Source organism: Levilactobacillus zymae DSM 19395 (genome assembly GCF_001434115.1).
GTDB lineage: Bacteria > Bacillota > Bacilli > Lactobacillales > Lactobacillaceae > Levilactobacillus > Levilactobacillus zymae.
Map to the genome: position 1 here is coordinate 89,462 of NZ_AZDW01000050.1, position 22,523 is coordinate 111,984.

General features: G+C 54.9%; 19 protein-coding genes. 11 read left to right on the plus strand and 8 right to left on the minus strand.

Annotated elements, in window-relative coordinates; genetic code table 11:
* Positions 1–22 precede the first annotated feature (22 nt).
* The 7 genes from adhE (at position 23) to FD38_RS10730 (ending at position 7,955) form a co-directional block, all read left to right on the plus strand.
* Entirely contained in the window at positions 23–2,638 is a 2,616-nt protein-coding gene (gene adhE / locus FD38_RS10700; protein WP_057734058.1) for a bifunctional acetaldehyde-CoA/alcohol dehydrogenase, read from the plus strand.
* Between the two features lie 574 nt (positions 2,639–3,212).
* Positions 3,213–3,833 (plus strand): aggregation-promoting factor, encoded by a 621-nt coding sequence (gene apf / locus FD38_RS10705; RefSeq protein WP_057734060.1) that lies wholly within the window; start codon positions 3,213–3,215, stop codon positions 3,831–3,833.
* 217 nt (positions 3,834–4,050) lie between these two features.
* A complete protein-coding gene (locus FD38_RS10710) occupies positions 4,051–4,293 on the plus strand; it encodes a hypothetical protein (protein ID WP_057734063.1) in 243 nt (80 codons plus the stop codon).
* Between the two features lie 326 nt (positions 4,294–4,619).
* Positions 4,620–5,303 carry an aggregation-promoting factor gene (gene apf / locus FD38_RS10715; RefSeq protein WP_057734065.1) on the plus strand — a complete coding sequence of 228 codons (684 nt, stop codon included), beginning with the start codon at positions 4,620–4,622 and terminating at the stop codon, positions 5,301–5,303.
* A gap of 262 nt (positions 5,304–5,565) precedes the next feature.
* On the plus strand, positions 5,566–5,901 hold the full coding sequence (locus FD38_RS10720) for an aggregation-promoting factor C-terminal-like domain-containing protein (RefSeq protein WP_371862764.1): 336 nt from the start codon (positions 5,566–5,568) through the stop codon (positions 5,899–5,901).
* A gap of 182 nt (positions 5,902–6,083) precedes the next feature.
* Positions 6,084–7,274, plus strand: coding sequence for an acetate/propionate family kinase (locus FD38_RS10725; RefSeq protein WP_057734070.1), 1,191 nt, complete (start codon positions 6,084–6,086; stop codon positions 7,272–7,274).
* Positions 7,275–7,436: 162 nt separating this feature from the next.
* Positions 7,437–7,955, plus strand: a complete 519-nt coding sequence (locus tag FD38_RS10730; protein ID WP_057734071.1) for a hypothetical protein — start codon at positions 7,437–7,439, stop codon at positions 7,953–7,955.
* An 84-nt stretch (positions 7,956–8,039) separates the two neighbouring features.
* Here FD38_RS10730 and FD38_RS10735 read toward each other — a convergent pair whose 3' ends face one another.
* Together FD38_RS10735 and FD38_RS10740 are read right to left on the minus strand one after the other, a co-directional pair.
* Entirely contained in the window at positions 8,040–9,272 is a 1,233-nt protein-coding gene (locus FD38_RS10735) for an MFS transporter (RefSeq protein ID WP_057734073.1), read from the minus strand.
* A gap of 1 nt (position 9,273) precedes the next feature.
* Positions 9,274–10,956 (minus strand): glycoside hydrolase family 43 protein, encoded by a 1,683-nt coding sequence (locus FD38_RS10740; protein WP_057734075.1) that lies wholly within the window; start codon positions 10,954–10,956, stop codon positions 9,274–9,276.
* A gap of 181 nt (positions 10,957–11,137) precedes the next feature.
* Between FD38_RS10740 and FD38_RS10745 the strand changes: the two genes are divergently transcribed.
* Complete coding sequence (locus FD38_RS10745; protein WP_057734077.1) at positions 11,138–11,968, plus strand: helix-turn-helix domain-containing protein; 831 nt, start codon at positions 11,138–11,140, stop codon at positions 11,966–11,968.
* Between the two features lie 146 nt (positions 11,969–12,114).
* Here FD38_RS10745 and FD38_RS12830 read toward each other — a convergent pair whose 3' ends face one another.
* The 3 genes from FD38_RS12830 to FD38_RS10760 all read right to left on the minus strand — a co-directional run bounded on the left by FD38_RS12830 (position 12,115) and on the right by FD38_RS10760 (position 15,622).
* Positions 12,115–12,915 carry a hypothetical protein gene (locus tag FD38_RS12830; RefSeq protein ID WP_057734079.1) on the minus strand — a complete coding sequence of 267 codons (801 nt, stop codon included), beginning with the start codon at positions 12,913–12,915 and terminating at the stop codon, positions 12,115–12,117.
* A gap of 182 nt (positions 12,916–13,097) precedes the next feature.
* Entirely contained in the window at positions 13,098–14,726 is a 1,629-nt protein-coding gene (locus FD38_RS10755) for an ABC transporter permease (protein ID WP_057734133.1), read from the minus strand.
* A 5-nt stretch (positions 14,727–14,731) separates the two neighbouring features.
* On the minus strand, positions 14,732–15,622 hold the full coding sequence (locus FD38_RS10760; protein ID WP_057734081.1) for an ABC transporter ATP-binding protein: 891 nt from the start codon (positions 15,620–15,622) through the stop codon (positions 14,732–14,734).
* 227 nt (positions 15,623–15,849) lie between these two features.
* On the opposite strand from FD38_RS10760, the gene FD38_RS10765 reads away from it, so the two are divergent.
* From FD38_RS10765 to FD38_RS10775, 3 genes are all read left to right on the plus strand, one after another.
* On the plus strand, positions 15,850–16,500 hold the full coding sequence (locus tag FD38_RS10765) for a TetR/AcrR family transcriptional regulator (protein ID WP_057734083.1): 651 nt from the start codon (positions 15,850–15,852) through the stop codon (positions 16,498–16,500).
* Positions 16,493–17,149, plus strand: coding sequence for an HD domain-containing protein (locus FD38_RS10770; protein WP_057734085.1), 657 nt, complete (start codon positions 16,493–16,495; stop codon positions 17,147–17,149). The genes FD38_RS10765 and FD38_RS10770 overlap by 8 nt, the downstream gene beginning before the upstream one ends.
* Before the next feature lie 158 nt (positions 17,150–17,307).
* Positions 17,308–18,711 carry an MFS transporter gene (locus tag FD38_RS10775; RefSeq protein ID WP_057734087.1) on the plus strand — a complete coding sequence of 468 codons (1,404 nt, stop codon included), beginning with the start codon at positions 17,308–17,310 and terminating at the stop codon, positions 18,709–18,711.
* A 342-nt stretch (positions 18,712–19,053) separates the two neighbouring features.
* Here the strand turns inward: FD38_RS10775 and FD38_RS10780 are convergent, their stop codons facing one another.
* The 3 genes from FD38_RS10780 to FD38_RS10790 form a co-directional block, all read right to left on the minus strand.
* Positions 19,054–19,902: a GRP family sugar transporter gene (locus FD38_RS10780; RefSeq protein ID WP_057734089.1), complete on the minus strand. Its 849-nt coding sequence runs from the start codon at positions 19,900–19,902 to the stop codon at positions 19,054–19,056.
* 15 nt (positions 19,903–19,917) lie between these two features.
* Positions 19,918–21,147 (minus strand): glycoside hydrolase family 28 protein, encoded by a 1,230-nt coding sequence (locus FD38_RS10785; RefSeq protein WP_057734091.1) that lies wholly within the window; start codon positions 21,145–21,147, stop codon positions 19,918–19,920.
* 171 nt (positions 21,148–21,318) lie between these two features.
* Positions 21,319–22,515 (minus strand): MFS transporter, encoded by a 1,197-nt coding sequence (locus FD38_RS10790; RefSeq protein WP_057734094.1) that lies wholly within the window; start codon positions 22,513–22,515, stop codon positions 21,319–21,321.
* Between the last annotated feature and the right edge of the window lie 8 nt (positions 22,516–22,523).

Here is a 22,523-nt window from a genome sequence, read left to right on the forward strand (position 1 = left end):
CAAGCATAATGGAGGCATAGAGATGTTAAAAGACGTAAACGTAAAACCAACCAAGAAAGACGCCAACACTGAAACCGTCGACCAAATGATCGACCGGTTAGTCACCAAAGCGCACACCGCATTGTGTGCCATGGACGACTTCACTCAAGAAAAAGTGGACCACATTGTGCACCAAATGGCAATCGCCGGTCTGGACCACCATATGGAACTGGCCAAGGCCGCGTATGAAGAAACCGGACGGGGGAATGTCGAAGACAAGGCCGTGAAGAACATGTTTGCGACCGAAGAGATTTGGCACTCCATCAAAAACGATAAAACGGTCGGCATCATCAAAGACGACCACGAACGCCAATTAATCACCGTGGCCGAACCCCTGGGAATCATCGCCGGGGTCACGCCGGTTACCAACCCCACGTCCACGGCCCTGTTCAAATCCTTGATCGCCGTGAAGACGCGGAACCCAATCATCTTCGCCTTCCATCCGCAGGCGCAGAAGTCATCCGTGATGGCTGCTAAGGTCGTCCGCGACGCCGCGGTGGCCGCTGGCGCTCCCGAGGGTGTGATTCAATGGATCGACAAGCCGAGTCTGGAAGCCACGACCGCACTGATGAACCACCCGAAGGTCGCCAGTGTGCTGGCCACCGGGGGTCCCGGCATGGTCAAGGCCGCTTACTCCACCGGGAAGCCTGCCTTAGGGGTGGGACCTGGTAATGGCCCGGCCTATATCGAAAAGACCGCCAACATCAAGCGCGCGGTGTACGATATCGTGTTATCCAAGACGTTTGATAACGGGATGGTTTGTGCGTCCGAAAACAGCGCCATCATCGACACTGAGATTTACAGCGACGTTAAAAAGGAAATGCAAGCCCGCGGCGTTTACTTCATTAAGAAGGCCGACCATAAGGCCTTAGCCGATGCGATGTTCCGGCCAGAAGGCGGAGTCAAGGGACCTATCGCGGGGATGTCCGCCATCAAGATTGCCGATTTAGCCGGCATCAAGGTTCCCGACAACACCAAGGTCTTAGCCGCCGAAGTCACCGGGATCGGCCCGAAGGAACCATTGTCCGCTGAGAAGCTGTCACCAGTTCTGTCCGTTTACAAGGCCACGAGTCACGAAGACGCCTTTAAGAAGGCCGACGCGTTACTGCACTTCGGTGGGTTGGGTCATACCGCGTCCATCCACACCCAAGACGACGACTTGGCCACGGACTATGGCATCAAGATGAAGGCCAGCCGGGTGCTGGTCAACACGCCATCCGCGGTCGGGGGCATTGGGAACCTGTACAACGAAATGATTCCTTCCTTAACCTTAGGGACCGGGTCATGGGGCAAAAACTCCGTTTCCCACAACGTCTCGTCCTTCGACCTTCTGAACATTAAAACAATTGCAAAGCGGCGAAATAACATGCAATGGATCAAATTACCTCGGGTTTACTTTGAAAAGACGTCCGTGCGGTACCTTGACGACATGCCCGGCATCAAGCGGGTCTTCCTGGTGACCTCACCATCGATGGTCCAACTGGGTTACGTTGACACGGTCTTGAACGAACTGAAGCGCCGGCCGGACGGGATCGAATACTCTCTGTTCTCCGACGTGGAACCCGATCCAACGACGGATACGGTCAACCGGGGGGTCGCACAGATGCGGACCTTTAAGCCCGACACCATCATTGCTTTAGGTGGGGGTTCACCGATCGATGCCGCCAAGAATATGTGGCTGTTTTACGAAGACCCAGCCGCTAGTTTCTTCGGCGCAAAGCAGAAGTTCCTGGACATCCGGAAGCGGACTTACCGGTTCAAGAAGCCAAGCAAGGCCCAATTCGTGGCCATCCCAACGACTTCGGGGACCGGGTCCGAAGTGACGCCGTTCTCCGTCATTACGGATTCCAAGACCCACGTCAAGTACCCACTGGCCGACTACGCGTTGACGCCGGACGTGGCCATCGTGGACTCGCAATTTATCGAAACGGTCCCGAAGAAGACGGTCGCTTACTCCGGCTTGGACGTGTTGACCCACGCCATCGAATCCTACGTGTCGAACATGGCGTCGGATTACACCCGGCCATGGTCCCTGCAGGCCATTAAGCTGGTCATGAACAACCTGACCGATTCCTATAACGGTGACGTTCACGCCAGAGCCGAAATGCACAACGCCTCGACCTTAGCCGGGATGGCCTTTGCCAACGCCTTCCTGGGAATCACCCACTCGGTCGCCCACAAATTGGGTGGCGAGTTCGGCTTGACCCACGGGTTGGCGATTGCCATCACCTTGCCACACGTCATCCGGTACAACTTTAAGGAACCGACTAAGTTGTCCATGTGGCCGAAGTACGAATACTTCCGCGCCGACGAAGACTACGCCGAAATCGCGCGCTTCCTAGGTCTGCCAGGCACGACCAAGGAAGAACTGAAGGAAGCCTTAGTCAAGAAGATCATCGACTTGGCCCACTCGGTCAACGTCACGTTGAGTTTGAAGGCCAACGGGGTCGACAAGGCACACTTCGATAAAGTGGTCGACCACCTGTCCGAACTGGCCTTCGAAGACCAATGCACCACGGCTAACCCGAAGGAACCATTGATTGCCGATCTGAAGCAGATCATGATCGACGAATACGATGGCAAGGGCGTCGAAAAATAATTCCTGTCTCCTAATAAATTTAACATCAAACCAGAAGGAGCACTGATCACGAATTGTGGTCGATGCTTTTTCTGTGGTTTAAGGGGGAATTGCTGATTAAAGCGGGCGGTTGTGCTTAAAATGCGATTTTTAAAGAAAATGCGGATTAGCTTAGAACATTATATAGGAAGAAACTAACGATTTAATTTTCAAACGTTATCGTAAAAATGGGAACGATTGTCGGCAGTTTTCATTGGAAACGGCATAAAATTTGCGGATGGTCAGCGTGAAAAATTGGTAAAATCACGGGAATTTCCGGCTAAAACGGCTAAATTATCATTGTTTTTTCATTTTAGATGACAAATTTTACAAGTTTTTCTGGAAAATTGAGAAGGCAAATTCCGGCCAAATTGCGCTAAAAAGGCTAAAAAAGGGAAAAATAAAGCGTTTTATATAACAGGCAGGTTACAAATATGACAAAATGTCATAGTTAGTTGTTTTTCTTAACGCCGCCGTAATCAAACATCAATTTGCGTGTAATACCCATCAGTTATTCTAATAGCCGTTAAGCAATCAAAGGAGGACATTTACTTTTATGAGTATTAAGAAAGCTTTAGTAATGACGTTAGGGACAGTTGCAGTGATGGGCGCCGGGCTCTTCGCTTCCAACGAAACGGCTAACGCCGACACGCGGGTAACGGTCAAGCAGGGGGATTCTGTTTGGGCCTTAGCCAACAACCACCAAACGTCTGTGAGTGCCATCGAAAAGGCCAACAACTTACAAAACAGCGCCATGATCTACGTGGGTCAATCTTTGGTGATCCCATCAAACACGACCACGACGACGTCTGCTAACGTGGCCAGCCAAGGCTACACCGCCCCAGCAACGTCGACGACTACCACGACGCCATCAACGCAAAACCAAGCGACGACGGCAACGACTAGCCAAAACACGACTTCGAACACGACGAGCGCCTCTACTGGTGTTTCCGGTTCCGAAGCTAGTGCTAAGGCCTGGATTGCCAACAAGGAATCCGGTGGCTCATACTCTGCTACCAACGGTCAATACGTTGGGAAGTACCAATTAAGCTCGTCTTACTTAAACGGGGACTACTCCGCTGCTAACCAAGAAAAGGTTGCCAACCAATACGTGGCTTCCCGTTACGGTTCTTGGTCCGCTGCTCAGTCCTTCTGGCAAGCAAACGGCTGGTACTAAAACCAGATTAATTTAATTCGTTTAAACTCAAGTAAGCCGTTCGGATGCAGGTCCGAACGGCTTTTTGGTATCCTGAATTTTTAACTGGCGGGGGTAATGACTGGCGCGGTAGATTTCTTCGCCGCCCAGAAAATGGTAAACTAAAAGACAAACGGGGCTAATGACCGGTCAACGATTCAGCGTCAGGGCCATGTGGTTCGGTGAGGGGGCAACGCAGATGTCAAAACAAACGTGGTTTAAGGTGGGCGCCGGCGGTTACGGGGCGGCGACCTGGCTGGTGATCTGGCTGGTATTGGGCTGGTTACGCGCTTGGCCGCACTGGCTCAACGTGATCCTAGCGTTTCTGATCATTCTGGGCAGTAATTGGGTCCTGCGGTGGGTCCCGCAACATAGTCTAGCTCACGATTACTGGGCGGTCGGTTTCATCGGGTGTACGGGCCTGTTCATCCTACTGACCTAGACGTTAACTACATATTATAGAAGAAAAGGGGAAATTCCGGCAGCTCTGACTGATTGGATTTCCCGGTTGATGGCGGTCGTCCCCGGTGGGCGGCCGCCTTTTTTGACGTTGCGGCCCCGCATTTTACGCAAAATCACGCCCGAAAGCGATTACTCACCGCCTGTATGTTTCAGGGGGATTAACCAGATTGCGAAATGTCACATTTCCCCGTTTTTCTTAATTCGTTCGTCATCTAACTTCAATTCGGGTGTAACCTCCAGCGGTTATGATAGTAACCGTTAAGTAATCACGACAGATTCACCAAATTCAAGGAGGACATTCATTTTATGAATTTCAAAAAAGCTTTAGTATCGACTCTTGGGACCGCCGCTATTTTAGGCGCAGGTTTCTTCGCCAGCACCACTTCCGCTAACGCCGACGTCCGGGTAACGGTGAAATCGGGAGACACGGTCGCTAAGATTGCCAACCAATACAACTCAAGCGTTTCGGCCATTGAATCGGCCAACAGTTTAAAGAACGTTAACATGATTTACGTGGGCGAATCCCTGGTCATCCCAAGTTCCGCATCCACGACCACGACGACCAAAACTACGACGCCAAGCACCAGTCAAACTACTAGTGCTAACACGGCCGCCGCAACCACAACGCGCGCAGCCACGACGGGGACCACGAACTACAGTTCCCAACAAAACACCAACGCCAACACGGCCTCCACGACGGCTAACACGGCCAACGCGTCAAGTACGTCGAGTGCCTCGACTAGCACTTCCACGAGCTCTTCGTCTAGCTCCGAAGCCGCAGCTAAGGCCTGGATTGCCAACAAGGAATCCGGTGGCTCATACTCCGCGACGAACGGGCAATACATTGGGAAGTACCAATTAAGTTCTTCCTACTTGAACGGGGACTACTCCGCGGCCAACCAAGAAAAGGTCGCCAACCAATACGTGGCTTCCCGTTACGGCTCTTGGGCTAAGGCTCAAGCCTTCTGGCAAGCTAACGGTTGGTACTAAACCAAGGGATCTAAAAAAACTAACCAGTCTGAAAGCCGCCATCATCCGCGATGGCGGCTTTTGGCGTGGAAAGTTCCCGGTGAAAGGCACCAGAACGGCAGAAAATGGGATAATTCGTTGAAAAATGACCCCACTTTATGGTAAATGGGGCGGACTGTTACGATTTTGTAACATAGCAACAACGGCTCTGTAACTTGAACAAGTTAAGATGGGGTTAAGAATTCACTAGGGGGTTATTTCCATTAAAGTTAAACATTTATTCATGGTTATGTTAACCGTTCTGGCACTAGCCTTACCTAGTGTAGCGGGTGTAGCTGATAATACGATCACGGCTCAGGCCAAGACCAAGGTAACTTACGTTTCGAACCTTTCGAAGAAACAACAGGCCGCCAAAGACTGGATCGCCATGCGCGAATCCGGGGGCAATTACCGGGCCCGCAACGGGATCTACTACGGTAAGTACCAACTGACCATCTCGATGCTTCACGGTGATTACAGCAAGGCCAACCAAGAAAAAACGGCCGACCGTTACACCCGTAACCGGTACGGAACCTGGACGAAGGCAAAACGCCACTGGGTCTCCCATCACTGGTACTAAACTCGACATAGCTAAGGCGTTCAATCTGCAGATTGAACGCCTTTTTTCTTTGGTCACTTTGGCTAAACCCGTTACCGAATTTAGCCGGGGAATCTGGCGATTTAGATGATTCTTTCTTGAAAGCGGATACAATATTCTTTACACTAGGAAGTAATCAATGCAAGATTGGGAGGGGTCACTGTATGACCAAAGTATTAGCTATCAACGCCGGAAGTTCCACCTTGAAATGGAAACTGTTTTCCATGCCGGATGAAACCGTCATTGCATCGGGTTTGGTGGACCGGTTGAATTTACCCGGCTCAATCTTTAAGGTCAAGCTCGCCAACGGGCAGAAGTACACGGAAACCAAGGATAACATTACCAACAAGCTCGCGGCGGCCATGGTGCTGACGCGGCTGAAGACCTACGGCATCCTGGACCATTTGAGCGAAATTGCCGGGGTCGGACACCGCATCGTGGCCGGCGGGGAATTGTTCAAGGACTCGGCCGTGATCACGCCGTTGGTTTTGAAACAAATCAAGGCGTTAAAGGACTACGCGCCGCTACATAATCCCGTGCAGGCTTACTACATCGAGGTCTTCCAACAACTGTTGCCGGAAGCCCAAGAAGTCGCGGTCTTTGACACGTCGCTGTATGCGGACATGCCCGCGGTCAATTACCTCTATAGTATTCCGTACGAATACTACGAAAACTTTGGCGCCCGGAAATACGGCGCCCACGGGACCAGCCACCGGTACGTCTCGGCCCGGACCGCAGAGATCCTGGGCAAGCCGTTAAAGGACCTCAAGCTGGTGACCTTACACCTGGGCTCCGGCTCATCGGTTACCGCCTTCGACCACGGCAAGGCCCTCGACACCTCGATGGGCTTCACGCCGCTGGCCGGGGTGATGATGGGGACCCGTTCCGGGGACATTGACCCGTCGTTAGTGGGCTACCTGGCCGAAAAGTTGGACGTCACCATGCCGAAGATGATCGACATCTTGAACCACAAGTCCGGTCTACTGGGCGTTTCCGAACTGTCACCCGACCAACGAGACCTGGAAAAGACGCAGGCTGAGCGGCCGAAGTCGAAGCTAGCCCTCGACATGTTCGTCAACCGGGTGGTCCGGTACGTTGGGAGTTACGTGGCCGAACTGGGCGGTTTAGACGCCCTGGTCTTTACCGCGGGTTCCGGGGAGAACGGCATCGCCATGCGCCAGGCCATTGCGGATAAACTCGGTTACCTGGGCGTGGCAATCGACCCGGCCAAAAACGATTTCCGTGGCGAAGAGCACATCGTCAGTCCCGACGAGGCACCGGTCAAAGTGCTGGTCGTCCCGACGAACGAAGAGCTAATGATCGTGCGCGACGTGATGCGGTTAGGGAAACTTTAACCTGTCGTTAAGGTTCAACGGTTGAATATTTCAGTTCAATAACAACCATGACAATCTGTCATGGGAAACGATCTTCTTTAACCGAGCGGTAACCTGACGTTAACTCGGTTGTGATTTGGCGGCGGTAAGCTGTAGTCAATCAATAAGGAGGTCGTTTTTTTCATGACAATTCAGAAAACGTTAGTTACCGCATTAGGGTTGGCAACGGTGGTGGCCGGTTTAGGACTTTCCAGCGTGACCGCCAACGCGGCTACGACAGCGCCAGCGACCGCAACTCAACCAGCGGGACCAACGTCTACCGCACCTTACACGCAACACAACACCTATAATTTAACGCATTCTACGGGCACCACGAGCACCACGGGGACCAGTACAGAGACGACGACCAGCACCAGCACGACTAGCAGTAAAGCGTCCGGGGCCACCATCACCGAGGCGCAATTTGAAAGCCAAGGGGTGGTCTATCTCAACGGTAACAAGTGGACCTACTATTCTGGTAGCCAGACGGCCGACGGCACTAGTATTAGTGCGAACGGCCTGGATTCTAACGGCTACCGGGTCGTGGCGGCGCCCGCCAGCGTTCCGTTTGGCACCAAAATCATGACGCCACTGGGCATGGGGGTCGTGCATGACCGCGGGACGGCCATCACCGGCAACCATTACGATGTGGTGATTCAGTAACCCCAACCTTTCAACCCCTTAAATCCTAAAAAAGACCAGTTCACTTTGCGGTGAACTGGTCTTTTTAGGTCTATTCTGCGAAGTTTAGCGTTTGACGGACTTGATGGAGAGCATCAGAATTCCACCGATCAAGGAGAAGACAAAGGAAAACAGGAAGATTGCGGAGAAGCCGAAGAGGGAAATCACCGCGGCGGCAATCACGGGCGCAATGGCCTGCGTGACCGTGTTGCCCAGGTTGTAGACGCCCAGGAAGAAGGCGACCCGGTTTTGGTCGGGGATGACTTCGAGGTTCAGCAGGTTATCCAGGGAGTTCCACATTCCCATCCCGATTCCGGCGGCAAATGCGTAGATGATGATTCCGATGTTGTCGCGGAGGAAGAAGAGGGCTAGGGCCCCAAAGGCCAAGAAGATGGTGGAGAAACCCACGGGGTATTTCAGAATCTTGAACTTATCCGAGACCGGACCGGCCACGAAGCCCATGAAAATTCCGAAAATCAGCATAATCAGGTTAATCAATTGAATCGAGGATTGGGTTTGACTACCGCGGTGCAGGAAGTCGGTCATGATGTAGAGAATGTAACCGGTGATGGCGAAGTTCCCGACGCCTTGGAAGAGCTTTCCCATTAAGGCTAGGTAGTAGTCGCGACCCACGGACCACCCGGGGAAGATGGCCTTGGCGTCCTTTAACGTCAACTTAGGCTTGGGTTGTTTCGGCGCGTCGACGTCATCGACGTTGGAAGGTTCGTGAACGATCAATACAGCGATGAGTACCCCAACAAAGGCGATAATCCCAAAAATCACGAAGCCTAACCGGAACTGACTTAGGAACATGGCACCGATGACGTTAAACCCGTTGTTTCCTAGCGCCATCCCCAGGCCCCCGTAAGCGGAGGAGGCGGTTCCCCGTCCATCCTTCGGGGCGAAGTCAATCCAGGCGACCATTGGGGCTACGATGAAGTTCAGGGCGGCTTGGCCCACCATCCAGGCGGCTAACAGAACGGGAACGGTGGGAGAAACGGAGGCCGCCATCATGGCTAACATGAAGACGAACGCCCCACCCATGATCCACGGCGCCCGCTTACCGAACCGAGACTTGGTCTTGTCGGAAAGGGCTCCGGCAATCATGTTGGAAATGGCCGCAACGATCATCCCACAGGTGGAGAAGAGGGCGACCAGCTCGATTTTGTGCGGCGCGTCCAGATGTTGAATCAACGCGGGCAAAAATAGGCTGTTCATGACGATGTAGGGGCCTAGCCAGCTGGCCGGACCGATGATGAGGCCGGGAACCAGCCGTTTTAACGAAATAGTTGTTTTCATGTTAATTTTCCTTTCGGGTGAGGTGATGATTGTGCACTTGATAATGGCTAAAGTCTGCGGCCGAGGCGTGTTGGTAGGCGTCGACCGAACCGATGAAGTTGAAGAGACCGGTAAACCCACCGATTTCGCCGGGTTCGCCGTTGACCCCTTCGTCGGACAGGTAGCTGACGTCGCGAGTAGGACCTAAAACTTGCCACTCATCGTTAGCGGCGAACCGGTAGGCAAAGGTGGCTTGGCCGTCAGCGTAATCAATCTTGAGGTCGGCGTGGTTGGCCGGGACTGTGGCAAGGTCGAAACGGTGATCGATCCGGTCGCCCAATTTAGCTTGCAGGACCTTTAAGATGGTCCGGGTCCCATCCGCTGAGGGGCAAAGGCACAGGTAGATCCAGTTGTTTGAATCGTAGTAGAGGCCTAAGCCGGCCGTTTGCGAGTAGTGCACGGGCGCAAAGTCAACGGTGGTTTGGACCGTGTAGTTCAGTGAAGTCGCGCGGGTGGCCATGATGGCGGGATTAACTTGGGAGAAGAAGGAATTGCGACCATGAATTCGGAGATATCCCGGGCGTTCGGTGGTGTTGACCCAGTCGGTGGTTTGTGACTGGTAAGGGGTCATGAAATGCTGGTCGGGCGTGGCGGTATTGAACGTGACGTCGAGATCGTCGGCCGTCAAGTCTTGCGGTCCACTGGTGGCCCGGGGACCCTCGAAGGTGGACTTAGCAAGGTTCGACCCATCGGCCATCTGGAGCCAGCCGTCAGCCGTCCAGGTCATTTTTTGAAGTGACGTTTCGCGGCCTAACGGGTTCAACGTGGTGCCCTTTAACGGCCGTGACATCAGGTGAGCCACGTACCATTCGTCGTCTGGAGTCTGGACCAAAGACCCGTGGCCGGCCTTTTGCATCCGACTATGGGGGTTGACCATCTCAAAGTGCCCGGCGTCGGGATCGCCCAACGAGAAGAGGTGTTGGGGCGCGGAGGTGATGATGGGTTCGCCGGTTGGGTTAGGCTCGTAGGGACCGAAGATCTGCTTGGCCCGGCCAATTTCGACCCCGTGCGCGTAGCCGGTCCCCCCTGCGGCAATCAGTAAATAGTAGTAGCCATCGTGGTGGTACAACTGGGGAGCTTCGGCACAGCCCCGGGTGGTGAAACCGGTGGTGACGCGGTGCCAGTCGCCGATAATCCCCCCGTTAGCTAGGTCGACTTCGGCGATGACGATGTGGCCGGGTGCTTGGTAACCGGTCCGCGTCTCCCATTCGAGAATCGAGACGTAGTGTTTGCCGTCGGCGTCGTGGAAGAGGGCCGGGTCAAAGCCAATCGAGGTCAGATAAACGGGGGCCGACCAGGGACCGTAGATACTATCAGCACTCATGGCGTAGGAATCCGCGTTGAACTCGCGGCCGGCCATGTTCTGCATGTGCGAGTAAGCCAACCAGTATTTGTGGGTCTGGTGGTCGTAGGACAGGTGTGGGGCCCAAATGCCGGCCGGGGTGTTGGTCCCGCGCAGGTTCACTTCGTCGTGTTGTAGCACGTAGGTGATTAGCGACCAGTTGACCAGGTCGCGGGAGTGAAAGATTTGCACGCCGGGGTTCCAGTGGAACGTTGAGGTGGCGATGTAGTAGTCGTGGTCGACACGGATGATCGACGGGTCGGGGGCCATCCCCGGAATAATTGGATTATTAAAACTTGTCATGATTAAAGACCTCTTTAGTTTCAAACTTGGGTATAATTAGGAAGTAGTTCATAGGTTGTTTAAGACAAACTTGATGATAGCATGAAAGCGGATACACAGTTAGTTGTTTCGACCAACTAGTCAAAAGGGGCCGGTCAACAGGTAAAAATTGTGACCTTTTTCGGGTAAGGAGTGGGATATTTTGCCAAATAATCATCACGAAAACGTCGTGGCTAACGTCGACATCGGGGTACGCTTCTTCAAGTCGGCGGTGACCACCAGTGGGTACGTGCCGTTTCATTGGCACAACAGCATTGAACTGGTCTGTGTTTTTCAGGGGAAATTGGTGTTCAACCTCAACGGCCAGACTTACGAGATTGGGCCGCGGCAGTTCATGGTGGTCTCGTCGAGTGTGATCCATAGCGTGACCAACGACCCCAACGTGGCCCTGGTCCTCCAGGTGCCGTTACCGTACCTGGCCGCGTATTGCCGGCACCCGGAAGAGTTGGTCTTTACGGTGGAAGTAGACCAGCCGGCCGCCTATCAACAGATTGTGGCGGACTTTATCCAGTTGGATCGGCTTAATCACGACCAGCCGGAGGGGTACCTTTTCGACTTTGGGGCCACCGTTTTGGATCTCCTCAAGTTAGTGGTGACCCATTTCGCTCACCGGGGAGCCACCACCAACGAGTTGACCAGTAATCTAAAGGAACTGATGGTCTACATTAACGCCAATTACACGACCAGCTTGTCGACGCAAAGGTTAGCCGACCAATTTGGCTATAATCCCAGCTACCTTTCCCGGATGTTCAAGGAACAGGTGGGGTTAACGTTGACGGATTACGTCTATAAGGTCCGGCTCAATAACTTTTACCAGGACCTGTTAGTGACGACCATTCCGATTGGTACCCTGTTCAAGAAACACGGTTTGACCAACGTCAACATGGCCCGGACCTTATTTAGCCAGATGTATAATTGCTTACCTAAACAGGCGCGGCAAGCTTATCAACGTACACACCAAACAAGGCCGTGACCAGAGTCACGACCTTGTTTGGACTTCTTTGAATGAACGGTGCCGAAATGTGCGCTCAAGGGCTATTGATTTCGTTTGGTCCGTGAGCCGATCGAGCTAAGGTCATGCGAGTCGGCTAACCGCTTTTGGCACCCTTGCTTAGGCGGTTACATCAATTCCGAATTAGCGATTTCCGTGTACATCTTCTGACCACCCACTAAATAATTGCTGTAGTACACGCTGGGAATGTCATCGTCAGACTGGCCCGCGGTTAAGAAGGGCTTGTGCAGATTGATAACGTTGAGCCGGTATTGCGTCTTACCCTGGTACTTGACCTTTTTAAAGGACAAGCCACTAAACTTCTTGTTTAGGAATAGTTCGCGCGTGTTGCCGTGGACCTTAGTTCGCTGGATTTTCACCTGATGTTGGGGCTTGTCGTTGAACTGGTATTGGGTTCCGGCAGCGTACTTGCGGTATTCGACGTAGCCGTTGCTGGCGATGTGAAAAAAGGTCGTGTCGCGGCGTTGCGCATTTGCCAGCAGTTTTCCTTGGTATAAACGTCCCGAACTGTAGGCCGGCATATAGGCTGGCCGGGCGACTCTTTTGAAGTCCTGAGGATTCTTAGCGTACTGCATGCCAATGGATGACGCGTAAGGCTTGTTCCGCGGCCGTTTTTGATTAAATAAGGAATCATTCAATTGCTCTACCATGACGCCCATTTCATGATTGTCCTTACTCCCTTGGACGATGGTCCCTTTAGGAATTTTGATGAATTTAAAGGAATTATCGTCAAATTGAACTCGGGCCTTGGTGGTCCGTTTGGCTTGATAATACTTGAATTTGTAAAGTTGGCTGGCGGCTACCTGTTCGTTACCGATTTGGTAGGTTTTAGCCTGCGAGGGAGTTGGGAATAGTGCCATCGCACCGGCAACGACCAACGGCATGATCAATAATTTTTTTAAACGCATAATTTTCTCCTTCTCTAGTGAGGTGTCTGGCTTAATTCTACCGGCTTTAGGTTGCCGATGGGGCAGGACGCAGCCTTAATCTGCTGGCCGGTGGAACTTGAATTCAGGCGGAAGTCCACTCGATAGCGAGGACGTAGAAAAGGGGTTCGGCCACCATCACTGATTGCCGAACCCCTTTTTGATCAATGTTGTTGTAAATCGCGGTGCGTGTAACCCCACCAGCCGATGAGGCCTAGCAGAACGGCCAGACCCAGTTCCCAGCCAAAGGTCGCCCACGCCACGTGGTGCACGGGAACGCTGGGGGCCCACCCGAACGGGCTGAGTCGCTTGGCCCATTTGGGCAATTGTAAGAGGTTTCCCAGGTACTGACTGACGAAGCCGTAAGCCAGGTACAGCCAGGCCAAGGTACGTCCTTGGGGCCAGACGCCAACCAGCAGGATGCCGAGGGCTAAGAAGAGGCCAATCACCGGCAGTTGCCCCCAGAACCCTTGCCAGAATTCGAAAGCGGTAATTCCGTCACTGGCGTGCGTCAGACTCGCGTTGCCCGTCAGGACCATGCCGCCCCAGCCGCCCAGAAAGATCAGGGTACTGAGCAGGCTGGCGGGCCCCACGTAACTCAAAAACAGTCGTGTGCGACTCAGGGGCCGGGCGTACAGGGCTTCCAACCAGCCGTGGGTCTCGTCACCGTAGAGTTTGAAAATCAGCTGTAACCCGGGGATGACGGCCACGGCGGCCAGGATGATGGCCAGTAACGCACTAAAGTTGACCAGCAAGCTGTGGTTGGCCGAGTGGACCACGGCTTTGCCGAAGACCTGCTGCATGGTCGGATTGGTCTTCAAGATATCGCCGATGGTGTTGAAGACGGTCCCGTAGGCCGCGCCCAGCACCACGACGCCTAAGAACCAGCCCAGAAAAACGTTGTGTTGACGCCGCCAGAGTAAGGAGAGCGGTCCGCGTAACCAGGTCGAAGCGGTCCGCCGCCCCGGCCGCGTCGCGATGGCACCCGAGCCTAAGTCGCGGTGTTGAGCCACCCAAAGCGCTAAGGTGATGCAAATCAGTCCGGTCAGGCCACTCAATAGGACCGGCGTCCAGTTAGGCTGATGGTAGGGGGCCAGCTTTTCCACCCAGCCCAGGGGCGACCACCAGGTCAGGCGGGGCTGCTGGACGTCGGTGATCATGCGGGCCAGGTAACTCAGACCGAACAGGGTGTAGGCCATGCCGGTCGCACTGGCGGCGTGATCGGCTAGCTGGGCCAAAAGCAACGTCAACATCCCGAACAGCCAGCCAATCGTGGCCAATCCCAGACCAATTACCCAGTTACCCTGGGTGGTCGCTCCGGGCATGGTCGCGAAGTTGAGCCCCAGGGCGTACAAGACGCCGATGCCCAGGTTGACCAAGGTCAGTTCGCTGGCCGCCGCCAAGAGCGGGGTTTGCGGCCCAATCGCGTGGGCCCGTAAGAGTTCGGTCAACCCCTGGTCTTCTTCATAACGGGTCGCGTGAACGGCCAGCCCCAGGTTCATCACGACCTGGATCAGGGCCATGAAGAGTAACATTTCGTTGGCGAAAATTTGGGCGGTCGTCGCGTTTTTCCCCAGTTGAAACGGGCCGAACATGGCCACGATGGCCGGACTCTTTAACGTCGCCACGATACCGGCAATTTCGGCCTTAGTGCCGTAAATATCGACGAATTTGACGGCCACGGCGGCCATCAATCCGGCCAAGACCAGTACCCAGATCAAGAGACGGAAGCGGTCCCGGCGTAACCCTAACCGGGTGAGACGCCCAGTCCCGGTGCGTGTAGTGAGTGTCATTTTGGTCACGCCTTTCCGTAGTAGTGCATGAAGAGGTCTTCCAACGTCGGTGGGGTGCTTTGCAGCGCCACGACCTGGTGGGCGGTCAGCGCCGTCATCACCGCGGGTAACTGCTCGGCTTCTACCGAGAACTGCCAGCTGTTGGGCTGTTGGCCAGTTTGCACGGCGTGAACGCCGGGGAGGGCTGCCGGGTCCAACGGCGTTTTGGTGGTGACCGTGATGACCGTGCGGGTCAGGTGGCGCATCTCGGCCAGACTGCCGGTCTCGATGATGGTCCCCTCCCGGATGATGGCGATGCGGTCACACATCCGTTCGACTTCGGAAAGAATGTGACTGGACAAGAGGACGGCCTTGCCGCGGTGTTTCAGGTCTAAAACGGCCTCCTGGAAGATCTTTTCGTTGAGCGGGTCCAACCCGGACGTGGGTTCGTCGAAGATGTAGAAGTCGGCGTCCTGCGAAAAGGCGGCAATCAACGCGACCTTCTGCCGGTTCCCTTTGGAGTAGGTCCGGGCCTTCTTGGTGGGGTCCAGCCCGAATCGGTGAATCAACTCGTCGGTCCGGGCGGTATGGGCGTTACCGTTGAGTTTTAACAGCAGGTCGATGATCTCGCCGCCGGTCAGGTTGGGCCAGAGGTACACGTCGCCGGGGACGTAGGCCAGGCGTTGGTGAATGGCGACGCTGTCGTGCCAAACGTCGTGACCGAAGATGGTGGCCGAGCCACCGCTAGCGCGAATCAATCCGAGTAAAGTCCGAATGGTGGTCGACTTACCGGCACCATTGGGCCCGATGAAGCCGAAGACCTCGCCGGCGTTGACGCTAAAGGTGATGTCTTTGAGCGCGGTAAACTTACCGAAACGTTTTTGTAAGTGGTTAATTTCTAGAATGGGTTGGGTCATGGGTAATCCCTCCTTATCAACTCTTAAATCGCTATCATCGTAAGCCCGGGGGTGGGGAAAGTCAACGAAAAAGTGAACTATTTTTAAATAATAGTTCACTTATTTACGACGAGGGAAGCGCCTGACCTCATCGGCTTTAGAATTGGACGGTTGGTTTGGTCGGCGACCGGCTCAACCGTATGGTAAAATAATCAACGATAAGGGGAATTTCGAGAGGTGATCAGGTCATGGCAACCAATCAACAACGCAAACAACAGCAGCGCCAACATATCCTGCAAACGGCCCAGACGCTGTTCATGCGCGACGGCTTCAAGGCCATCAAGGTCAGTGCCATCGCGGCGGCGGCCGATGTTTCGCAGGTGACGCTGTACAAGTATTTTGACAGCAAGCTTAACCTGGGTCACCAGGTGGTTTTAGCGATGGTGAACGACGGGTACGCCGATAGTCGGGCCTATGCGACCGACCCGCAGCTGTCTTACCAGGAGATCGTTCAGAAGATGGTCACGTTGAGCACCCAGATGACGGATACCATGCACCCGGACTTTTACCGGTTCGTGGTCCGCGACATGCAGGGCCAACTGGGCAACGACGAGACCATGCAGGCCTATCAGGCGCAGAAACGCAACTTCTGGTCCGTCGTGATTCAGCGTGGTCGGGAAGCGGGGATGATCGACCCCGTCCTGACCGATGACGCGTTGATGCTGTATCTGGACATGTTTATCCAATACATCAGCAGTCCCGCCGGTCAAAAAATCGTGGCCGGTGGGGAACAGGACGCCCATTTCAAGGCCCTGACCCGGCAGATCGACCACCTCTTTTTCTACGGCTTCATCGGCGTTCCTCCCACAGAGACGAAAGAAGGACTTTCTCATGAGTAACGAGACTTTAACCGCCGTACACGATTTCGCCCGCAGCAAGATGCGCGACGACGAGACCGGCCACGGCTTCGACCACATTCAACGCGTCGTCGGTTTAGCCGACCGCATCTTAGCGGCGTATCCGGCTGCTGACCGGCTGTTGACGCTAACGGCGGCCTACCTGCACGACGTGATCGACGAGAAATTAGTCGCCGACACCCAGGCGGCTAGCGCCGAGGTCCGCGACTTTCTCAGTGCTCACGACTTCAGTTCGGCCCAGCAGGACACGATTTTTCTGATTATGGACAACATGTCGTTCCATAAGACGCTCGACGGGACGGCCAAACCTTTGCCGTTAGAGGGCCAAATTGTCCAGGATGCCGACCGCTTGGACGCCATTGGGGCCATCGGCATCGCCCGGGCCATCTACTTCGGCGGCCACTTCGGCGAAAAAATCTATGATCCGGCCGTGGCGCCGCGCACGCAGATGACCCACGCCGAGTACCGTAATCTGGGTGGTGAGACCATCATCAACCACTTCTATGAAAAACTATTGACGTTAAAGGACCTGATGAACACGACCGCCGCTAAGGAATTAGCGGCACATCGTCAGCAGGTCATGTTGGACTTTCTGGCTGAGTTCAAGGACGAGTGGCAAGCCAACCGTTAAAGCGCAACGAACGCCTTCCCGTTCCCGGGGTGAAGGCGTTTTTATTTTGTGCGTGCGCAATTTAATCCATGACATTGGCGCCAAAAGTGCGTATGATAGATGCAGTGTTTAAAAAATTGAGCCGTAATTAAATTTAACGATAAAGGAGTGTGGTTGAAATGGCTGCAAACGAAACGGAACCGCAGGAACTCACGGGGCAGCGCCTGGTCGCCATCGTGGCCGTGGCCCTGATGGCCTTCGTGGGCATCTTGGTCGAAACGTCGATGAACGTGACCTTTCCCACGTTGATGCGGACCATGCACGTGTCGTTAAGTACCGTGCAGTGGGTCACCACGGGGTACTTACTGACCGTGGCGTTACTAATGATTACCTCGGCGTTTCTGAAGCAACGCTTTACCAACCGGCAATTATTCGTGACCGGGGCGGGGCTGTTTATCCTGGGCGCGTTGATCTGTGCGCTGGCGCCCAACTTTCCCATCTTGTTGGTGGGCCGGTTGATTCAGGCCGGCTGTGCGGGGATCGCGATTCCGTTGATGGTCAACGTGGTGGTCGAAAGCGTGCCGCGGGCCAAGCTGGGGTTCTACATGGGGATGACCGGATTGATCCTGATGATTGCGCCGGCCAGTGGCCCGACCTTTGGTGGGATCATGGTGTCGCTAGCCGATTGGCGCATGATTTTCTGGTCGACGATTCCCGTGGAGGCCCTGGTCCTGATTTTCGGGGTCCGCGCCATTCAGCAGTATACGCCGACGCAGGCCGTCAAATTCGACTGGCGGCAATTCGCGTTGTTGGCGGTGGCCTTCGTGGCCGTGATGTTGGGCTTCAATAGCCTGACCACGGCGGGTTGGTTGAGCTGGCAGTTCCTGGGCGGCCTGGTTCTGGGTATCTTGGCCCTGCTCGGCTACGTCCGGGTGGCGAAAACCAGCGACCGGCCGCTCCTCAAGCTGGAAATCTTCCGGAATCCCATCTTCACCTACAGTTTCTTTGCCTACGTGATCCTACAATTCTGTAATATCGGGATCAACTTCGCCTTACCCAACTACGTGCAAATCGTGGTGGGGGCCAGTTCGCTGGCCGGTGGGTTGATGCTCCTGCCCGGGAGCCTGATCACCGCGATTCTGCAGCCCTGGTTCGGTCATTTGCTCGACGAACACGGCGCTAAACTCCCCATCTTGTTAGGGAGTAGCCTGTTTCTGGTGGCCGCTTTGGGCTTTACGGTGTTGGGGCAACACCTTTCGGTCGTGATTGTGGCCGTGCTGTACATCGTTTACAGCATTGGGCGGTCGATGGCCTTCAGTAACACCATGACCAACGGCTTAAAGGAAGTCACCATTGAACAACGGGCCGATGCCAACGCAATCTATAACACTGGTCAACAGTTTGCCGGGTCCTTGGGGACCACGATCCTGGCGGCGTTGATGTCGTCGGTCAAGGGTGGGGGCCTGTCTTACGCCCACGCCACGGCCCTGGGGAGTCAGTTAGCCTTTGGGCTGATCCTGGTGTTGAGCATCGTGAACTTTGGCTTCTACGCGATCGTATTTCGGTATCAAAAAAAGGATTAAACGTCAAAAACCAGTCCGTGATGGGCTGGTTTTTGTGAGTTATGGTGCGTAACTAGGTTCTTTCTTAAATCTCAACCACTGATTTAGATACCCATTTATGGCCTCTTAGTTAAAATAATCCAGTTTAATTACTGTTATAACTCATGTGAGCTGGAGGGCCAGTCAGAAATGGGCTCAGGGATGTCGTTTGTCTTGGCCAGTGTTTTTTACTGGCCTAGACAAAGGTCGGTCTTCAAGACCCGGGCTATGGGCTTGAAGCCGTACCCATCCCGTTCCAGCCCGTTTCTGACTGGCCCGGAAGCGCTGAATCCCTCCAGATTGGTCATCTAAGGTAAGTTCTAATCAAATCTGGACCATCAACACGGCCCCGGCAATCAAGATGCCGAGTCCCGCGGAGGTGGTGAGGGTGCGCCGCGGGTCCGCCTCCTTGAGGATGATGATTCCCAGAAGCGTAGCAACCACCACGTTTAACTGCGTTAGCACGAAGGCGTTGACCAGTCCGTTGAGTTGCAGCGAAATCAGGTAGACGGACGAGGAGACCGAGAAGATCAGGCCGGACGTGATGTTCTTGATGCCGGCCGGGTCGTTGCCCGGTAGCTTCCGGCGGCCAATCAAGTAGAGGAGTAGCGACGTGCTCAACATCCCCAGCGCTTGGGGCAAGAAGCCGTTGATGCCGCTGGTCGAGTTGGCGTAGTGCGGGAAGCCGGAGTACCCCCAGTACCCAAAGGTGGTCGCTAGCAGGACCAGGTAGCCGCGCAGGTTTTTGAGCGAAAAGCCGACAATACCGTTGGCGACCAGGACGCCGAGGATGATGATGACCAGGGCACCCAAGCCAATTAGGTTGTCGTGCCAGCCAGTCCATTCGCCGAACAGCCAACCGCCAATCAGCGAGTTGCCAATGATTTGAAAGGCCGTGGATAGCGGCATGGTCAGACTGACGCCCAGCTTGCCGTAGCCCCAGTACTGGCCGCATTGTCCGAAGCTCCAGAAGGCCCCGGAGATAAAGTATAGCCAGAAATCGTGACCACTGATGCTGAACCGAAAGATCAGTTGGAGCACCGTGGCGGTGATTACGATACCCATGCTGGTGCCCAAGAGCTGTTGTAAGAAACTACCGCCGGTGACCTTACGCATCCAGATCGGTAGGATGCCCCAGAAGAGGGCGGGAATGAGTCCAATTAAGATTGCCATGGCGAGACTCCTGTTCTAAGTGGCGGGGTGAACGACAAAGGCGTGGGTGGTGTACGAATTTTCGCCGTAGGTCTCGATACCGCGGAGGGGTGCGAAAATCTTCGGCGTGCCCTGCCAGGGACGCAGATCGTATTGGACGGGGCTGTCCAGGGGCCGGCGCAACGTGAGGGTCACGTGGTCGAACGTCAGATTTTGAATCATGTGGTCGGCCACCGACCCGATAAAGAGGCCGTTTTCGGCGTCACAGGTGATGTTGGTGAAGCTGACGTTGCGAATGACTTGACCAGTCAGGTCGGTCTGCGCGTCGCGGGGCAGAAGTGAGATGAAGATGGGTTCTCCGGCGCCCCACCATTCCTGACTGTAGTGTTTGGTGGCAATCGAGATGTCGTTGAAGCGGATGTTTTCGGCACTGCCCGGGTCGCGTAGCTGGAAGGTCAGGCCGCGGTTGGTGTTGGTGATGGTCAGGTGCTGGAAGTGGCAGTTGTAGAAGTTGCCGAAGCTACTACTGCCAAATTTGACCGCGGAACTTTGGGTTCGAATGGTACAGTTTTCGACCAGTAAATTGGTGCAGTCGCCGTACGCCGCGGTTTCTTCGGTGCACTTAGGGCAGATGGCATCGTCACCGGTCACGATGGCGCAGTCGTGGATGTAGGTGTTGTGACTGCGGTCGACGTCGATGCCGTCGGTGTTGGGCATCCGCGGCTCGTTGTGGATGGTGACGCGGGCAATTTCGGTATTGTGACAGCCGACCAGGTGGACCGTCCAGAACGGGGCGTTTTGCAGCGTCACGTCTTGCAACCGCACCTGGTGGCAGTCCTCGAAGTAGACCGTCATCGGGCGGGGGTATTTGTAGAACTTCAGATGGACCTCGTCGCCCTGATCCGGGTAGATGAACCGTTGGAAATTCCCGTCGATGGCCCCGGCACCGGTGATGGCGATGTCGGTCTGCCCCTTGGCGTAGATCAGCCCGCAGATGGGAGTATTGTGCCGGTTCAGTTCAAACGGGCCCGGTCGGTGGGTGTAGCGCGCTTCGTTGCCGGAGCCGACCAAAGTGGCGCCGGCCGCAATATGTAAGGTAACGTGACTCTTCAAGACCAGCCCGTCGATGACGTACGGCCCACTGCCGGGGACGAGGACCGTCCCCCCACCGACCTGAGCGCAAGCGTCGATGGCCGTCTGAATCGCGGCGGTCGCGTTGGCGTGAACCTCGGCGTAGGTCAGGTGCTCTAAGACGTTTAATTGCATGAAACCACCAGCTTTCTAGGAAGGTCCCGGATTCCATCGGTCGCAGAACCCGGAGGAGATACTCTTAGAGTAGCAGGCAAAGAAACCGCTTTCAAGGGGCAGCGAGGAGAAAGTTACCCCCAAATTAAAAAAACTGGTGAACCATCGGGATGGTTCGCCAGTTGACGAGGATTAATGAATTTTAGTGAGGCGTTGGATGCGCAGGGCACCGATAATGGCGACCACGATCAGGCCCACGTAGACGAAATTTTGCGGCAGGCCGGTCGGGTTGATCCGGTAAGCCCAGCCGTAGAGTGACGGACCCAGGGCGGCCATGAAGTACCCGCCGGCTTGCGCCATGCCGGAGAGCCGCGCGGTGGTCAGGGGGTCGTCGGTCTTTAAGCCGAACATGGTCGTGGTGTAGATGAAGAAAAAACTGATGGCGATGCCGACCAGGATGTTTTCGGTCAACCAGAAGCCAAACGAGGCGGTGTCCTGGAAGAACAGCATCAGCCCGGCAATGATCCCGCAGGCGCCGGGGATGGCTACCAGGATCTTTAACCCGGTCGGCCCCAGTTCCGTGAGCAGGTGCGGCGTCAGGATGTACACGGGGATACCGACCAGCGAGTAGACCGCCATGATGATGCCGATGTGCCCGGCACTCAGCTGATGGTAGCCCATCAGCACGGGAAACCAGGCGGCCATGGTGTAGTTCAGGAGCGATTGGCAACCGAAAGTAATCAGAAATAGCCAGGCGTGCGGGTTAGCCCAGATGCTGCGGTGCGGCGCACGGACGGCTTGGTGGGCGGGCAAAGCCTTCATTTTTTCCGGGAGATGATGACTCATCAGACCCCAGAAAATGACCACCAGAAGGGGCACCACGGTCAGAATCAGCAGAATCGCCTGCCAGCCCCAGTGGGTCACGACCGGCGCGGTCACCAGGTTAAAGCCGGCACTCCCCAGGTTCATCGAAAACGAGTACAGGGTGGTGTACAGCGCGATTCTTAAGGGAAAATAGGCCTTGATGAACGCGGGCATGAAGACGTTTAGGTGGGCGATGCTGATCCCAATCAGGACGGTCCCCAATAGCATGGTCGGCAGGGTGATCACCAGCCGCAGGGCCGATCCCGCCAACAGCAGAATGAGCGCCACGGTCATTGCCGGTTTGATGCCCCACTTGGCTAGCGGGAGGGCGGCAAAGTTGGAAAAGAGCAGAAACATGACCAGGGGTAGGGTGGTCAGAATCCCCAGGCTCCCGGTCGAAACGGCCAGGTGGTGGGCCAGCTGGGTGAGCACTAGGGGTAAGGTGGTGATGGGGGAGCGCATGAGAATCCCGATAGCTAGGACCACCAGCAGAATCTCGGTCGTGTGTTCAATTTTTTTCGCCATGGTTGGCC

What these genes read in the sequence shown, in the direction of transcription:
- adhE (WP_057734058.1), top strand. Translation starts at nt 23, where the DNA reads ATGTTAAAAGACGTAAACGTAAAACCAACCAAGAAAGACGCCAACACT.
- apf (WP_057734060.1), top strand. Translation starts at nt 3,213, where the DNA reads ATGAGTATTAAGAAAGCTTTAGTAATGACGTTAGGGACAGTTGCAGTG.
- FD38_RS10710 (WP_057734063.1), top strand. Translation starts at nt 4,051, where the DNA reads ATGTCAAAACAAACGTGGTTTAAGGTGGGCGCCGGCGGTTACGGGGCG.
- apf (WP_057734065.1), top strand. Translation starts at nt 4,620, where the DNA reads ATGAATTTCAAAAAAGCTTTAGTATCGACTCTTGGGACCGCCGCTATT.
- FD38_RS10720 (WP_371862764.1), top strand. Translation starts at nt 5,566, where the DNA reads ATGGTTATGTTAACCGTTCTGGCACTAGCCTTACCTAGTGTAGCGGGT.
- FD38_RS10725 (WP_057734070.1), top strand. Translation starts at nt 6,084, where the DNA reads ATGACCAAAGTATTAGCTATCAACGCCGGAAGTTCCACCTTGAAATGG.
- FD38_RS10730 (WP_057734071.1), top strand. Translation starts at nt 7,437, where the DNA reads ATGACAATTCAGAAAACGTTAGTTACCGCATTAGGGTTGGCAACGGTG.
- FD38_RS10735 (WP_057734073.1), bottom strand. Translation starts at nt 9,272, where the DNA reads ATGAAAACAACTATTTCGTTAAAACGGCTGGTTCCCGGCCTCATCATC.
- FD38_RS10740 (WP_057734075.1), bottom strand. Translation starts at nt 10,956, where the DNA reads ATGACAAGTTTTAATAATCCAATTATTCCGGGGATGGCCCCCGACCCG.
- FD38_RS12830 (WP_057734079.1), bottom strand. Translation starts at nt 12,915, where the DNA reads ATGCGTTTAAAAAAATTATTGATCATGCCGTTGGTCGTTGCCGGTGCG.
- FD38_RS10755 (WP_057734133.1), bottom strand. Translation starts at nt 14,726, where the DNA reads ATGACACTCACTACACGCACCGGGACTGGGCGTCTCACCCGGTTAGGG.
- FD38_RS10760 (WP_057734081.1), bottom strand. Translation starts at nt 15,622, where the DNA reads ATGACCCAACCCATTCTAGAAATTAACCACTTACAAAAACGTTTCGGT.
- FD38_RS10765 (WP_057734083.1), top strand. Translation starts at nt 15,850, where the DNA reads ATGGCAACCAATCAACAACGCAAACAACAGCAGCGCCAACATATCCTG.
- FD38_RS10770 (WP_057734085.1), top strand. Translation starts at nt 16,493, where the DNA reads ATGAGTAACGAGACTTTAACCGCCGTACACGATTTCGCCCGCAGCAAG.
- FD38_RS10775 (WP_057734087.1), top strand. Translation starts at nt 17,308, where the DNA reads ATGGCTGCAAACGAAACGGAACCGCAGGAACTCACGGGGCAGCGCCTG.
- FD38_RS10780 (WP_057734089.1), bottom strand. Translation starts at nt 19,902, where the DNA reads ATGGCAATCTTAATTGGACTCATTCCCGCCCTCTTCTGGGGCATCCTA.
- FD38_RS10785 (WP_057734091.1), bottom strand. Translation starts at nt 21,147, where the DNA reads ATGCAATTAAACGTCTTAGAGCACCTGACCTACGCCGAGGTTCACGCC.
- FD38_RS10790 (WP_057734094.1), bottom strand. Translation starts at nt 22,515, where the DNA reads ATGGCGAAAAAAATTGAACACACGACCGAGATTCTGCTGGTGGTCCTA.